The sequence below is a fragment of the Stenotrophomonas sp. YJH_SMC_123 genome (assembly GCF_059368215.1).
The window spans coordinates 337,377-350,661 of the sequence record NZ_JCAFRM010000004.1; the positions used below are offsets into that span (position 1 = coordinate 337,377).

Consider the following 13,285-nt stretch of genomic DNA (forward strand, 5'->3'; position numbering starts at 1 on the left):
CCTTGCCCCGTGAGTACCGCTGAAATGAGTGTCCCAACCCTGTACGTCGTCGCCACCCCGATCGGCAACCTGGCCGATCTGAGCCCGCGCGCGCAGGAGGTGCTGCGTTCGGTGGCGGCCATCTGTGCCGAGGACACCCGCCGCAGTGGCCAGCTGCTGTCCCATTTTGGCATCCAGCAACCGCTGGTCGCCCTGCACGAACACAACGAGGAGGCCTTGGCGCAGCGGCTGGTCTCGCGCCTGCAGGCCGGCGAGTCGCTGGCGCTGGTCAGCGATGCCGGTACCCCGCTGGTCAGTGATCCCGGGTTCCGCCTGGTGCGTGCCGCGCGCGCGGCGGGCATCAAGGTCAGCCCGGTGCCCGGTGCCTGTGCCGCCATCGCCGCGCTGAGCGTGGCCGGCCTGCCCAGCGACCGTTTCAGTTTCGAGGGCTTCCTGCCGGCCAAGGCCAGCGGCCGCCGCGACCGCCTGCAGGCGCTGGCCGGCGAAGTGCGCACGATGGTGTTCTACGAATCGTCGCACCGCATCGCCGAATCGCTGGCCGACATGGCGGCGATCTTCGGTGGCGAACGCCCGGCGGTGCTGGCCCGCGAGCTGACCAAGCTGTTCGAGACCGTGCTCGATGGTGACCTGGCGGGCCTGCTGGCCAAGGTCGAGGCCGACGACAACCAGCGCAAGGGCGAGTTCGTGGTGATGGTGCAGGGCGCGGGTGATGACGAACAAGCGCAGCTGGCACATGGCCGCCGCGTCTACGCGAAGCTGAGCGAGCACCTGCCACCGTCCACCGCCGCCAAACTGGCCGCGGAACTGACCGGCGCGCCGCGCAAGGCGTTGTACGGTAGTTGATGGATTGCTGCAGCCACGCATGGCGTGGCGCTACTGCAGTAGATCCACGCCATGCGTGGATGGATGAACCGGACGCCGCGATCAGCACGGCAGGAAGGACCTGCGTACGCTAGAATACGCGCTGGCGGAGCCGGCCAGACAGTCGCGTCATCCCTTCGGGGGTGCCGAGGAAAGTCCGGGCTCCATAGGGCAAGGTGCCAGGTAACGCCTGGGCGGCGCAAGCCGACGGAAAGTGCAACAGAAAGATACCGCCTACGTCTTCTTCGGAAGGCCGGTAAGGGTGAAATGGTGCGGTAAGAGCGCACCGCGAGTCTGGCAACAGACCGGCACGGCAAACCCCACCTGGAGCAAGACCAAATAGGGATCCTTTGGCGCGGCCCGCGTTGGATCCGGGTAGGTTGCTTGAGCGTTGCGGTGACGTAACGCCTAGAGGAATGACTGTCCACGACAGAACCCGGCTTATCGGCCGGCTCCGCCTCCTTCTTCTTCCACGCATGGCGTGGAGCTACCGTGATTGCGGGGTCGGATCCCTTTCCGGAGGAAAGGGATCCGACCCCATGCTGTCCTCAGCCCGGCGTGCGGTATTGGCCGGCGGAAATGAACTGCGAGAAGCGCTCGCACCACACCACCACCGTGGTGTAGTCGTCCACGTCCACGTTCGCGGGCACATCCACCAGGAAGCGGTTGAAGGTCTTCACCTCGCCGATGCGCTGGGCCTGCGCCTTGATCTTCAGGAAGTCGGCCTTGTTGTCGACGAAGTCGCGGACCAGGTAGACCTTGTAGTCCGGGCCCGGTCCCATCTTGCCGTCGAAGGCAACCTGGGTGGCGCTGACGCTGACCTTGCCTTCGGCCCAGTGCACCGCGTCGCTGCCTTTGAGGTCGCGACGGAAGGTGGTGCGATAGGTGGCGTCGTTCATCGCGGCCTGCACCTGCGTGACCGGCGGGTCATCGGGGGCGATCAGGATCGGCAGCAGATAGATGCCCAGGCCGAAGCCCAGGCCGAGAGCAAGCAGGTGGGTGGCGAACAGGATGAGAATGCGACGCATGGGGCCTCCTTGGGGGTTGTGGTCGATTGCGCGGCGCGATGCCGGGCGCGACCACCCTGGGAGGTCAGGGGCGACATTTATAGACACAGTGCCGATTGCGAAAAGGGCACAGTCGGCTGGCTGTGATGCTGAAACCGCTGTGGCGCGGACGGATCGCGGTCGCGGCTGGAAGCTGAATGACGTTTCAGGCCCGCTGCGATGACGACTGCCGTCGCGTGGATCGCGACAGCACGCTGCGGGTAGTGCCGGCCGCTGGCCGGCAACTTCATGCTGCATCCGAAGATCCAGAGGTTGCCGGCCAGCGGCCGGCACTACCCCCCCGCCAAGAGCATCCGGCCAAGGGCCGTCATGACCGGGTCAGAAAATGACGTGGCTCTGGCCGCTGGGAGCGCCCTGCGGGCCGAAGCGGCGTTCGTGGATCTCGCCATGGCCGTCGGCGTCGATCAGCAGCACGGTGCTGGCGCGGGTGCCGTAGTCATCGCCACGGATGAAGGCCGGGCTCAGCCAGCGCTCGCGTTCCAGGCCGATGCCGGTGTCGGGCAGGTCGCTGTCGGCAGGGCGGTGTTCGTCGGCCAGAGCATTCCAGAGTGGGGTCAGGTCCGGGGTCAGATCCCTTTCGCTGTGCGAAAGGGATCTGACCCCGTCATTCTGAAGCCAGGCTTCAAGGGCCGCCATCAGCCGCCGGGTCTTCGGCCAGGGCGCGTCCAGCGCGCCGTTGGACATGCCGTGCACGCCCGGGCCGAGGGTCTGCCGTTCGGCGGGATGGTTGCCGAGGTACTCCAGGCTGTCGCTATCGGCCAGCAACAGATTGAACGGGGCATAGGCGCCAGCCACGGTCGCCAATCGGTCGATATGCACAGCGGCCGGGTCGCGGCCGCGCAGGAAGTCGGCCACCAGCGCGCCCCGCGACGGGCCGGTCTGGGCCGCCAGCGGGTCGCGGACGTTGGTGACCACCGCCATCCGGCCCGAGGCGCCAACCCCGGCCCAGCCACCGCCGGAGCGCAGATCGCGCCCGCCGATGACGGACGTCTCATCCTGCCAGGGGGCCAGCGCCGCCGTCGGGCGGGCGTGGAACTCATCACGGTTGCCGGTCATCACCAGCCGCCAGCGCGGGTGGTGCATCCAGCCAAGAGCGAGCAGGCACATGGCCTCATTGTGCACGGTTTGCGCAGTCCGGCGCCGTTTCCGGCCCGTTCCGGATGAATGCGCGGCCGATGTTTCACGCCCTCTCCACGCCCCTGAACTTCCGTTCAATCTCAAAAATTGAGACGGATCAGCAACTTGTGGATAAGCCTTGAACAATTCTCTAAAGGTTGTTGCAAGCCATTGATGCGGCTGGCGATTTCCCCGCTGAAAAGTTGTTGACAACCCTCGGCCCGCTGCTAAGGTGGGCATCAGAGGGAAATCCGGGTGTTTTGTGGGTTTTCGTGGTTCAATGTTTCACCGGGCGAAGGACAAGGTGCAGGCGTCGTGTTCCAGGGCGAGACGGCCATCACAGTTGACGACAAAGGGCGCATGGCGGTTCCCACCGCTTACCGCGACCTCGTCGCGCGCGCCAGCAACAACCGTCTCGTGCTGACCTACAACCCGTTCGAAGCCGGCTGCCTTTGGCTGTATGCAGAGTCGGAATGGGAGCGGGTCCGCGACGATGTGATGTCCAAGCCCAACACCCAGCGCGTCGTGCGCCTGTTGCAGCAGAAGCTGGTCGGCTCGGCCGCCCATCTGGAACTGGACGGCAACGGTCGCATCAGCATCCCCGCCAGCCACCGCGGTGCGGTGGGCATTGAGAAGAAGGCGGTATTGCTCGGTATGGGCGACAAGTTCGAATTGTGGAGCGAGCAGGCGCATCGGGCCCTGATCCAGCAGACGTTGTCTGACGAGGATCTGGGTGATGGGTTGCTCGACCTGAAGTTGTGAGCCGGGGTGCCCGGATGCGCCCAGAAGCGCAGGCCGGTCACCTTCCGGTGTCGCAGTCGCCGGCGGTGCACCTGCCGGTCCTGTACACCCAGGTCCTTGAAGGCCTGAGGGTGATCGAAAACGGACGTTATCTGGATGGCACGTTCGGTCGTGGCGGTCATGCACGTGGCGTGCTCACCCAGCTCGGTCCCGAGGGGCGCCTGCTGGTCATGGACAAGGATCCGGAAGCCATCGCCGTTGCCGAGCGCGATTTCGCGCCGGACCCGCGCGTGTCCATCTTCCGGGGCAGCTTCGCCCAGCTGCTGCAGTGGGATGCGACGGCCGAAGGCCTGGACGGCGTGCTGTTCGACCTCGGCGTGTCGTCGCCGCAGCTGGACGTGGCCGAACGTGGCTTCAGCTTCGGCAAGGACGGCCCGCTGGACATGCGCATGGATCCGGACAGCGGTGAAAGCGCCGCGCAGTGGATCAACCGCGTCGAAGAGCGCGAGATCGCTGATGTGCTGTGGACCTACGGCGAAGAGCGCCAGAGCCGGCGCATCGCCCGCGCCATCGTGGCCCGCCGCGAGAAGCAGCCGTTCTCCCGCACCGCCGAACTGGCCGAGCTGATCGCCTCGGTGATGCCGCGTGGGAAGGACAAGATCCACCCGGCCACGCGCAGCTTCCAGGCCATCCGCATCCACATCAACCGCGAGCTGGCCGATCTGGAAGCCGGGCTCGATGCGGCGGTGGAACGGCTCAAGCCCGGTGGCCGCCTGGCGGTGATCAGCTTCCACTCGCTGGAAGACCGCATCGTCAAGCAGTACATGAACCGCCTGGCCAAGGCGCCGCCGGCCAACCGCCGGCTGCCCGAGGCCGTTGCGTTCGTGCCGACGCTGGACCTGATCGGCGGCGCCATCAAGGCCACCGACGAAGAGCTGGCCGCCAACCCGCGTGCCCGCAGCGCCGTGCTGCGCGTGGCACAGAAGCGGGGGGGCGATGCATGAGCCGGCTGCTGCTGATCATCCTGCTGGCCTGCACCGTCGCCTCGGCGATCGGCGTGGTGTTCGTGCGCCACCGTCACCGGCAGACCTTCATCGAGCTGTCGCGTGCCGAGCGCAAGCGCGATGACATCAACCTTGAGTTCGGCCGCCTGCAGCTGGAACAGGCCACCCTGGCCGAAGCCAACCGCGTGGACCGCATTGCCCGCGAGAAGCTGGGCATGAAGTTCCCCGAGGCCGCTGACATCGTGGTGGTGCGCCCATGAGCAAGACCGGCCGCAACCGCCCGCGCAATGCCTTCAACCTGCGCCAGCGCCTGCGCTGGGTCGCGCTGGCGCTTGGCCTGTGCTCGGTGTCGCTGGTGGGTCGCGCGGCCTACGTGCAGATCATCAACAGCGATTTCTACCAGCGCCAGGGCGAGGCCCGCTACCTGCGCGAGCTGCCGATCAAGACCTCGCGCGGCATGATCACCGACCGCAACGGCGAGCCGCTGGCGGTGTCCACCCCGGTCGCCTCGATCTGGGTCAACCCGCAGGACCTGCTGCGTTCGCCCGAGCGCATCCCGGAGCTGGCCCAGGCGGTCGGCATGTCGGTGGATGAGCTGAGCAGCCGCCTGTCGCAGAAGTCGGACAAGGAATTCATGTACCTGCGCCGCCGGATCAATCCGGACGAGGCAGAGAAGGTGGTCGCGCTGAAGATCCCGGGCGTGGCCGCGCAGCGCGAGTTCCGCCGCTTCTACCCGCAGGGTGAGGCGATGGCGCACGTGCTGGGCTTCACCAATATCGACGACCGTGGCCAGGAGGGTCTGGAACTGGCGTTCGACGAATGGCTGCGCGGCAAGCCCGGTGCGAAGCGGGTGATCCGCAACCGCAAGGGCGAGACCGTCGAAAGCGATCTGCTGCGCGCCGCCGAGCCGGGCAAGGACCTGACCCTCAGCATCGACCGCCGCATCCAGTACCTGGCCTTCAAGGAACTGCGCAACGCGCTGGTGGCCAACAAGGCGGCCGGTGGTTCGATGGTGATCATGGACGTGACCACCGGCGAGATCCTGGCCATGGTCAACCTGCCGACCTACAACCCGAACTCGCTGACCGGCGCGATCCCCGATACGCGCCGCAACCGCGCGGTGACCGACCTGGTCGAGCCGGGTTCGACGATGAAGCCGCTGACCATCGCCACCGCGCTGCAGGCCGGTGCGGTGACCAAGGACACCATCATCGACACCAACCCGGGCTACATGCAGGTCGCCCGCTTCACCATCCGTGACGTGCCGCGCAACAACGGCGTGTTGAACGTGACCGGTGTGATCACCCGAAGTTCCAATATTGGTGCGGCCAAGGTTGCGGCGAAGATGCCGGACCAGGTGTTCTATGACGGCGTGCGCCGCTTCGGCTATGGCTCGGTGCCGCACAGCGGCTTCCCGGGTGAATCCGGTGGCGTGGTGCGCCGCCCGGCCAACTGGGACGGGGCCACCAAGACCACCATGTCCTACGGCTACGGCCTGAACGTGACGCCGCTGCAGATCGCCACCGCCTATTCGGCGTTGGCCAACGGCGGCAAGCTCATCGCGCCGACCTTCGTGAAAGGCCACCGCAACGAAGCGCATCAGATCATCGATGAGAGCGTCGCCCGGCAGGTGGTGGCGATGATGGAAACGGTGGTCACTCAGGGCGGTGCCAAGCAGGCGGCCGTGCTGGGCTACCGCGTGGCCGGCAAGACCGGTACCGCGCGCAAGACCGGCCCCGGCGGTTATGAGCGCGGCCATTACAACGCGCTGTTCGCCGGCGTGGTGCCGGCCACCAACCCGCGCTTTGCCACTGTCATCGTCATCAACGACCCGCAGGCCGGCAAGTTCTACGGCGGCCTGGTGTCGGCGCCGGTCTACCACAACGTGATGGAAGGCACCCTGCGCCTGATGGACGTGCCGCTGGACGACCTGCAGTCGTGGCTGGCCGCACAGCAGTCCGGCAAGGTCGGCCATTCGGCTTCGATCCTGCCTGCGCCGCCGGCCGAGACCGCGCTGCCGGTCGATGCCGCCGCTGAATTCGACGCTGCGCTGCCAAGCGCGCAAGCCCAGACGCCGCCCGCTACGGGAGGCACGCAATGAGTCCTTCGATGTTGCTTTCGCAGTTGCTTCCGGACGTGGCCCTGGCGGGTCATGATCCCGTTCTGACCGGCCTGGTGCTGGACAGCCGTGCCGTGCGCCCCGGTAACGCCTTCGTCGCCATCGCCGGTTTCGGCGCGCATGGCCTGGGCTTTGTCGAGCAGGCGCGCGCTGCCGGTGCCAGTGCCATCCTGTTCGAACCGCCGGCACCGGCCGATCTGCCGGCCCCGGCTGATGCGATCGCCGTGCCGGGCCTGCGCGCGCGCATGGGCGCGATGGCCGACCAGTTCCATGGCGCGCCATCGCGGGCGATGGCGATGGTCGGCGTGACCGGCACCAACGGCAAGACCTCCACCGTGCAGCTGCTGGCCCAGGCCTGGCATCTGCTCGGAACGCCCAGTGGCAGTATCGGCACGCTGGGTGCCGGACTTTATGGTGCGGTCGAGCCGACCGGCTTCACCACGCCGCTGGTGCTGCAGATGCATGCGTTGCTGGCCCAGCTGCGCGACGCCGGTGCGCGCGCGGTGGCGATGGAAGTCAGCTCGCATGCGCTGGACCAGGGCCGCGTGGACGCCGTGCACTACGACGTGGCGGTGTTCACCAACCTCACCCGCGACCATCTGGACTACCACGGTGACATGGCCAGCTACGGCGCGGCCAAGGCGCGGCTGTTCCATCGCCCGGGCCTGAAGGCCGCGGTGATCAATCTGGACGATGCCTTCGGCCGGCAGCTGTTCGCGGGCCTGCCGGCCGGCGTGCAGGCGATCGGGCTGAGCTCGCGTGGTGCCACCGACGCCAGCGTGTGCGCCGAGGCGCTGCAGCTGGACGGTCGTGGCATCGCCTTCGAGCTGGTCATCGACGGCCAGCGCGCGGCGGTGCAGTCGCCGCTGCTGGGCCGCTTCAACGTGGACAACCTGCTGGCCGTGGCCGGTACCCTGCACGCGCAGGGCCAGCCGCTGCCGCGTATCGCCGAAGTGCTGTCGGCGCTGCAGCCGATCCGCGGCCGCATGAACCGCCTGGGCGGTGAAGACGGCCTGCCGACGGTGGTGGTCGACTACGCGCACACCCCGGATGCGCTGGAACAGGCGCTGGACAGCCTCCACGGGCACCTGCAGGGCACGCTGTTCTGCGTGTTCGGCTGCGGCGGCGAGCGCGACACCGGCAAGCGCCCGCAGATGGCGGCGATCGCCGAGCGCCTGGCCAACCAGGTCATCGTCACCGACGACAACCCGCGTGGCGAGGATGGCGACGTGATCGTGGCCGACATCCTGGCCGGCTTCCAGAACGCCGATGCCGTGACCGTGCAGCGCAGCCGCGCGCGTGCGATCGGCCTGGCGGTGAAGCGTGCCGGTGCCGGCGACATCATCCTGATCGCAGGCAAGGGCCACGAGCCGTACCAGGAAGTGAATGGCGTGCGCCATGACTTCGACGACACCGAAGTGGCCGCCGCTGCACTGGCGGCCAAGGCCGGTGTGCTCAGCGCGCAGGCCGGGGAGGGCGCCGCATGAAGCGCACCCTGCTTTCGCTGATCGCACACTGGGCCGGCGGCGAGATCCACGGCGACGACGTGGCCATCGATGCGGTCAGCAATGACACCCGCAATCTCGGTCCGGGCAGTCTGTATGTGGCGCTGCGCGGCGAGCGGTTCGACGGCCATGACTTCGCGGCCGACGCGCAGGCGCGCGGTGCCAGTGCGCTGCTGGTCGAGCGCCTGCTGCCGGTCGAACTGCCGCAGGTGCTGGTGGCCGACAGCGAACTGGCGCTGGCGAAGATCGCCACAGGCATGCAGCGTGACCGTGGCACCGAGGTGTTCGCGATCACCGGCAGCAATGGCAAGACCAGCGTGAAGAGCCTGCTGCTGTCGATCCTGCAGCAGGTGGCCCAGCACGCGCACAAGGTGGTCTACGCCAACCCGGGCAACCGCAACAACGAGATCGGCCTGCCGCTGGCGGTGATCGATGCGCCGGAAGATGCCGACTACGCCGTCTACGAGATGGGCGCCGGCAAGCCGGGCGACATCGCCTACCTGACCGACATCGCCCGCCCGCGTTATGCGCTGGTCAACAACATCGCCCCGGCGCACCTGGAACGTATGGGCAGCCTGCTCGGCGTGGCGGTGACCAAGGGCGCGATCTACGCCGCGCTGCCGGCCGATGGCGTGGCGGTGATCAACGCCGACGATGCCTATGGCCGCTGGTTCGAACAGCATTTCATCAGCACCCCGGCGCGTTGCCGCGTGCTGCGCTATGGCCTGGAACACTCGGCGGACGTGACCGCGCGCGATATCCGCGCCGGTGCGCAGGGCAGCCAGTTCACTCTGGTCGCACCGGCCGGCGAAGCCCGCGTGGTGCTGGGCCTGCCGGGTCGCCACAACGTCAGCAATGCGCTGGCCGCCGCCAGCCTGGCGCTGGCCGCCGGTGTCGATCTGGCGCTGATTGCCGCCGGCCTGGCCGAAGCGCAGCCGGTGCCGGGTCGCCAGATCGCCCATCAGCTGCGCAATGGCGCGGTGCTGGTGGATGACAGCTACAACGCCAACCCCGGGTCGCTGGCCGCGGCCATCGATGCCCTGGCCGCGGCGCCGGGAGAGGGCTGGCTGGTGCTGGGCGACATGCGCGAGCTGGGCCCGGACGCGGAAGCGCTGCATGCGCAGGCCGGCCTCCGCGCACGTGCTGCCGGCCTGAAGCGCCTGTATGCACTGGGCCCGCTCAGCGCCGCTGCCGCCTCCGCCTTCGGCGAAGGCGGCCGCCATTTCGCCACCCACGACGCGCTGTCGCAGGCGCTGAAGGACGAGCTGCACGCCGGCGTGCGCTGCCTGGTCAAGGGTTCCCGTGGCAGCGCCATGGACACGATTGTCAAAGCGCTGCTGGCGCAAGGAGAGGAATCCCCGCATGTTGTATGAACTGGCTCGATGGTTGCAGCAGTTGGAGAGCCTGTTCGGGCTGTTCAACTACCAGACGTTCCGCGCCATCCTTGCCGCGCTGACGGCCCTGTTCCTGTCGCTGTGGCTGGGCCCGGCGATGATCCGCAAGCTTGCCCAGTTCAAGGGCGGCCAGCCGATCCGCAAGGACGGTCCGCAGACCCATTTCTCCAAGGCCGGCACGCCGACCATGGGCGGTTCGCTGATCCTGCTCACCATCACCCTGTCGGTGCTGATGTGGGCCGACCTGCGCAACCGCTACGTGTGGCTGGTGCTGGCGGTGATGCTGTGCTTCGGCGCCATCGGCTGGTATGACGACTGGATCAAGATCGTCCGCCGTGACCCGAACGGCCTGAAGTCGCGCTGGAAGTACCTGCTGCAGTCGATCTTCGGCCTGGCTGCGGGCCTGTTCCTGTTCTACACGGCCGACGTGCCGGCGGCGCTGACCTTCTACATCCCGATGTTCAAGTCGGTCGCGCTGCCGCTGGCCGGCATCGGCTTCGTCGCCATCGCCTACTTCTGGATCGTCGGTTTCTCCAACGCGGTGAACCTGACCGACGGCCTGGACGGCCTGGCGATCATGCCGACCGTGCTGGTGGCCTGCGCGCTGGGCGTGTTCGCCTATGCCTCGGGCAACGTGGTGTTCGCCAACTACCTGCAGATCCCGCAGATCCCGGGCGCCGGCGAGCTGGTCATCATCTGTGCGGCCATCGCCGGCGCGGGCCTGGGCTTCCTCTGGTTCAACACCTACCCGGCCATGGTCTTCATGGGCGACATCGGCGCACTGGCACTGGGTGCGGTGCTGGGCACGATCGCGGTGATCACCCGCCAGGAGCTGGTGCTGGTGATCATGGGCGGCGTGTTCGTCATCGAAACGCTGTCGGTGATGATCCAGGTCGCCTCGTTCAAGCTGACCGGCAAGCGCGTGTTCCGCATGGCGCCGATCCACCACCATTTCGAACTGAAGGGCTGGCCGGAGCCGCGCGTGATCGTGCGTTTCTGGATCATCTCCGTCGTGCTCGTGCTGATCGGCCTGGCCACGTTGAAGGTGCGCTGAGATGAACGACCTGTCCCGCCAGGCAACACGCCTTGAAGCCATCGAAGGCAGCTACGACAAGTGGCTGCTGGGCGCGATCATCGCGCTCACCGGTGTCGGCGTGGTGATGGTGGCCTCCAGCTCGATCGCGCTGATGAGCAGCCCGTTCTATTACCTCAACCGCCACCTGATCTTCCTGGCGGTGGGTATCGTGCTGGCGGTCATTGCCGCCCGCACCGAGCTGAAGTCGATCGAGCAGTACAACCAGATGCTGCTGCTGGGCTGCTTCGTACTGCTGCTGGCGGTGTTCGCACCGGGACTGGGCAGCACGGTCAACGGTGCGCGCCGCTGGATCAACCTGGGCATTTCCAAGTTCCAGACGGTCGAAGCGGTGAAAGTGCTCTACATCGTCTGGCTGTCGAGCTACCTGGTGCGTTTCCGCGACGAGGTCAATGCGACCTGGCCGGCAATGCTCAAGCCGCTGGGCGTGGCCGGTGCGCTGGTGGTGCTGCTGCTGCTGCAGCCGGACTTCGGTTCCTCGACCCTGCTGCTGGCGATCACCGCCGGCATGCTGGTGCTGGGCGGGGTGAACATGCCGCGCATGTCGATGCCGGTGATCATCGGCCTGGTCGGCATGAGCGCGCTGGCGATCATCGAGCCGTACCGCATGCGCCGCATCACCTCCTTCCTGGACCCGTGGGCCGACCAGCAGGGCGACGGCTACCAGCTGTCCAACGCGCTGATGGCGGTGGGCCGTGGTGAATGGACCGGCGTCGGCCTGGGCAACTCCGTGCAGAAGCTGTACTACCTGCCCGAAGCGCACACCGACTTCATCTTCTCGGTCACCGCCGAGGAATTCGGTTTCCTGGGTACCTGCGTGATCGTGGCGCTGTATGCGCTGCTGGTCGGCCGCACCTTCTGGCTGGGCATGCGCTGCGTGGAAATGAAGCGCCACTTCTCCGGCTACATCGCCTTCGGCATCGGCCTGTGGATCAGCATGCAGACCTTCGTCTCGATCGGCGTGAACCTGGGCATCCTGCCGACCAAGGGCCTGACCCTGCCGCTGATCTCCTCCGGCGGTTCGTCGGTGCTGATGACCTGCGTGGCGATGGGCCTGCTGCTGCGCGTGTCGTATGAACTCAAGCGCGCCGAGCGCCGCCAGGCCGTGCGCATCGGTGGCGCCGAAGACGCCGCGGCCGAACCGATGGACAAGCCCGCCGCAGCGGTGGACGCCAGCGTGCCGACGCGTGCCGAGCCGGTCGCACCCGCGTCCGCTGCAGCGAGCGCCGCACGTGGCACCAGCCGCCTGCAGTCGCGCATCGAACCGACCTTCGGGAGGCTGTCATGAGTGCAGCCACCGAGAGTGGGCGCCCGGTGATGATCCTGGCCGGAGGCACCGGCGGTCACATCTTCCCCGGCCTGGCCGTGGCCCGCGTGCTGCGCCAGCGCGGCGTGCCGGTGACCTGGATGGGCGCCGACGGTGCGATGGAAACCCGCCTGGTGCCGCAGCACGACATCGCCATCGATACGCTGGCCATCACTGGCCTGCGCGGCAAGGGCAAGCTGGCCCTGCTGGCGGCGCCGTGGCGGCTGATGCGCGCGCTGCGCGCGGCCGGGCTCATCATCCGCCAGCGCCAGCCGCGCGCGGTGGTCGCCTTCGGTGGCTTTGCCTCCGGCCCCGGTGGCATGGCCACGCGCCTGCATGGCCTGCCGCTGATCGTGCATGAGCAGAACCGTGCGCCGGGCCTGACCAACCGCATCCTGTCACGTTATGCGCGTCGCCTGCTGACCGGTTTCCCGGGCACCTTCGCCAAGGGCGAGGAGTTCGTCGGTAACCCGGTGCGCGCGGAAATCGCTGCCATCGCGCCGCCGGAACAGCGCTTCGCCGACCGGCAAGGCCCGCTGCGCGTGCTGGTGGTGGGCGGCAGCCAGGGCGCGCGTGCCCTCAATACCGGCGTGCCGCAGGCGATTGCCGCGCTGGGCGCCGCCCTGCCGGTGCAGGTGCGCCACCAGAGCGGCGAGAAGATGCATGCCGAAGCGGTGGAGGCTTACGCCAAGGCCGGTGTGCAGGCGGAAATCACGCCGTTCATCGCCAACATGGCCGAAGCCTTCGCCTGGGCTGACCTGGTTGTCTGCCGCGCCGGCGCGTCCACGCTGGCCGAGCTGTGCGCGGTCGGTGTCGGCAGCGTGCTGGTGCCATTTCCCGCTGCCGTCGACGATCACCAGACCCGCAACGCGGAGTACCTGGTCGAGCGCGGCGCGGCGGTATTGCTGAAGCAGGACGGAACGCTGGCCGACGGCATTGCCGCAACGCTGCGCGATCTGTCCGAAAATCCCGCCCGCCGCATGCAGATGGCGCAAGCCGCGCGTGCCCTGGCCAAGGTCGATGCCGCCGAGCGCATCGCCGATATCATTCTCGAGGAAGCTGTATGAAGAAGGCATGCC

12 protein-coding genes and 1 other RNA gene are annotated in these 13,285 nt (G+C 67.7%); 11 read left to right on the forward strand and 2 right to left on the reverse strand.

The window, feature by feature from the left end:
- Positions 1 to 24: 24 nt before the first annotated feature.
- Complete coding sequence (gene rsmI / locus AC5P5W_RS12040; RefSeq protein WP_014645933.1) at positions 25 to 843, forward strand: 16S rRNA (cytidine(1402)-2'-O)-methyltransferase; 819 nt, start codon at positions 25 to 27, stop codon at positions 841 to 843.
- Between the two features lie 126 nt (positions 844 to 969).
- An RNA gene (gene rnpB, locus AC5P5W_RS12045) (RNase P RNA component class A) lies at positions 970 to 1,321 on the forward strand.
- An 88-nt stretch (positions 1,322 to 1,409) separates the two neighbouring features.
- On the opposite strand, the gene AC5P5W_RS12050 is transcribed toward rnpB, so the two are convergent.
- Together AC5P5W_RS12050 and AC5P5W_RS12055 are read right to left on the reverse strand one after the other, a co-directional pair.
- A complete protein-coding gene (locus tag AC5P5W_RS12050; RefSeq protein WP_049405822.1) occupies positions 1,410 to 1,889 on the reverse strand; it encodes a DM13 domain-containing protein in 480 nt (159 codons plus the stop codon).
- Positions 1,890 to 2,246: 357 nt separating this feature from the next.
- Positions 2,247 to 3,035 (reverse strand): NRDE family protein, encoded by a 789-nt coding sequence (locus AC5P5W_RS12055; RefSeq protein WP_014645935.1) that lies wholly within the window; start codon positions 3,033 to 3,035, stop codon positions 2,247 to 2,249.
- Between the two features lie 324 nt (positions 3,036 to 3,359).
- Here AC5P5W_RS12055 and mraZ point away from each other — a divergent pair, with 324 nt between their 5' ends.
- From mraZ to murG, 9 genes are read left to right on the forward strand one after another with little or no spacing between them, the layout of a single operon-like run.
- Positions 3,360 to 3,806 (forward strand): division/cell wall cluster transcriptional repressor MraZ, encoded by a 447-nt coding sequence (gene mraZ, locus AC5P5W_RS12060; RefSeq protein WP_004143635.1) that lies wholly within the window; start codon positions 3,360 to 3,362, stop codon positions 3,804 to 3,806.
- 14 nt (positions 3,807 to 3,820) lie between these two features.
- Entirely contained in the window at positions 3,821 to 4,789 is a 969-nt protein-coding gene (rsmH, locus tag AC5P5W_RS12065; RefSeq protein ID WP_014645936.1) for a 16S rRNA (cytosine(1402)-N(4))-methyltransferase RsmH, read from the forward strand.
- Positions 4,786 to 5,049: a cell division protein FtsL gene (ftsL, locus tag AC5P5W_RS12070; protein WP_005415286.1), complete on the forward strand. Its 264-nt coding sequence runs from the start codon at positions 4,786 to 4,788 to the stop codon at positions 5,047 to 5,049. The genes rsmH and ftsL overlap by 4 nt, the downstream gene beginning before the upstream one ends.
- The gene (locus AC5P5W_RS12075; protein ID WP_053462169.1) at positions 5,046 to 6,890 is read left to right on the forward strand and encodes a peptidoglycan D,D-transpeptidase FtsI family protein; all 1,845 of its coding nucleotides are present in this window, start codon (positions 5,046 to 5,048) and stop codon (positions 6,888 to 6,890) included. Before ftsL ends, AC5P5W_RS12075 begins: the two co-directional genes overlap by 4 nt.
- Positions 6,887 to 8,395, forward strand: a complete 1,509-nt coding sequence (locus AC5P5W_RS12080; RefSeq protein WP_049440200.1) for a UDP-N-acetylmuramoyl-L-alanyl-D-glutamate--2,6-diaminopimelate ligase — start codon at positions 6,887 to 6,889, stop codon at positions 8,393 to 8,395. Before AC5P5W_RS12075 ends, AC5P5W_RS12080 begins: the two co-directional genes overlap by 4 nt.
- Positions 8,392 to 9,786: a UDP-N-acetylmuramoyl-tripeptide--D-alanyl-D-alanine ligase gene (locus tag AC5P5W_RS12085; RefSeq protein WP_197574738.1), complete on the forward strand. Its 1,395-nt coding sequence runs from the start codon at positions 8,392 to 8,394 to the stop codon at positions 9,784 to 9,786. The genes AC5P5W_RS12080 and AC5P5W_RS12085 overlap by 4 nt, the downstream gene beginning before the upstream one ends.
- A complete protein-coding gene (gene mraY / locus AC5P5W_RS12090; protein WP_004154219.1) occupies positions 9,776 to 10,861 on the forward strand; it encodes a phospho-N-acetylmuramoyl-pentapeptide-transferase in 1,086 nt (361 codons plus the stop codon). Before AC5P5W_RS12085 ends, mraY begins: the two co-directional genes overlap by 11 nt.
- 1 nt (position 10,862) lies before the next feature.
- Entirely contained in the window at positions 10,863 to 12,188 is a 1,326-nt protein-coding gene (gene ftsW, locus AC5P5W_RS12095; RefSeq protein ID WP_053495603.1) for a putative lipid II flippase FtsW, read from the forward strand.
- Entirely contained in the window at positions 12,185 to 13,273 is a 1,089-nt protein-coding gene (gene murG, locus AC5P5W_RS12100; protein ID WP_197574739.1) for an undecaprenyldiphospho-muramoylpentapeptide beta-N-acetylglucosaminyltransferase, read from the forward strand. The genes ftsW and murG overlap by 4 nt, the downstream gene beginning before the upstream one ends.
- The last annotated feature ends 12 nt before the right edge of the window (positions 13,274 to 13,285 follow it).

Excerpts from the sequence above, each read along its gene's own strand:
- ftsL (WP_005415286.1), top strand. The coding sequence starts at position 4,786 with ATGAGCCGGCTGCTGCTGATCATCCTGCTGGCCTGCACCGTCGCCTCG.
- AC5P5W_RS12055 (WP_014645935.1), bottom strand. The coding sequence starts at position 3,035 with ATGTGCCTGCTCGCTCTTGGCTGGATGCACCACCCGCGCTGGCGGCTG.
- AC5P5W_RS12075 (WP_053462169.1), top strand. The coding sequence starts at position 5,046 with ATGAGCAAGACCGGCCGCAACCGCCCGCGCAATGCCTTCAACCTGCGC.
- ftsW (WP_053495603.1), top strand. The coding sequence starts at position 10,863 with ATGAACGACCTGTCCCGCCAGGCAACACGCCTTGAAGCCATCGAAGGC.
- rsmI (WP_014645933.1), top strand. The coding sequence starts at position 25 with ATGAGTGTCCCAACCCTGTACGTCGTCGCCACCCCGATCGGCAACCTG.
- rsmH (WP_014645936.1), top strand. The coding sequence starts at position 3,821 with ATGCGCCCAGAAGCGCAGGCCGGTCACCTTCCGGTGTCGCAGTCGCCG.
- AC5P5W_RS12085 (WP_197574738.1), top strand. The coding sequence starts at position 8,392 with ATGAAGCGCACCCTGCTTTCGCTGATCGCACACTGGGCCGGCGGCGAG.
- AC5P5W_RS12050 (WP_049405822.1), bottom strand. The coding sequence starts at position 1,889 with ATGCGTCGCATTCTCATCCTGTTCGCCACCCACCTGCTTGCTCTCGGC.
- AC5P5W_RS12080 (WP_049440200.1), top strand. The coding sequence starts at position 6,887 with ATGAGTCCTTCGATGTTGCTTTCGCAGTTGCTTCCGGACGTGGCCCTG.
- mraY (WP_004154219.1), top strand. The coding sequence starts at position 9,776 with ATGTTGTATGAACTGGCTCGATGGTTGCAGCAGTTGGAGAGCCTGTTC.
- murG (WP_197574739.1), top strand. The coding sequence starts at position 12,185 with ATGAGTGCAGCCACCGAGAGTGGGCGCCCGGTGATGATCCTGGCCGGA.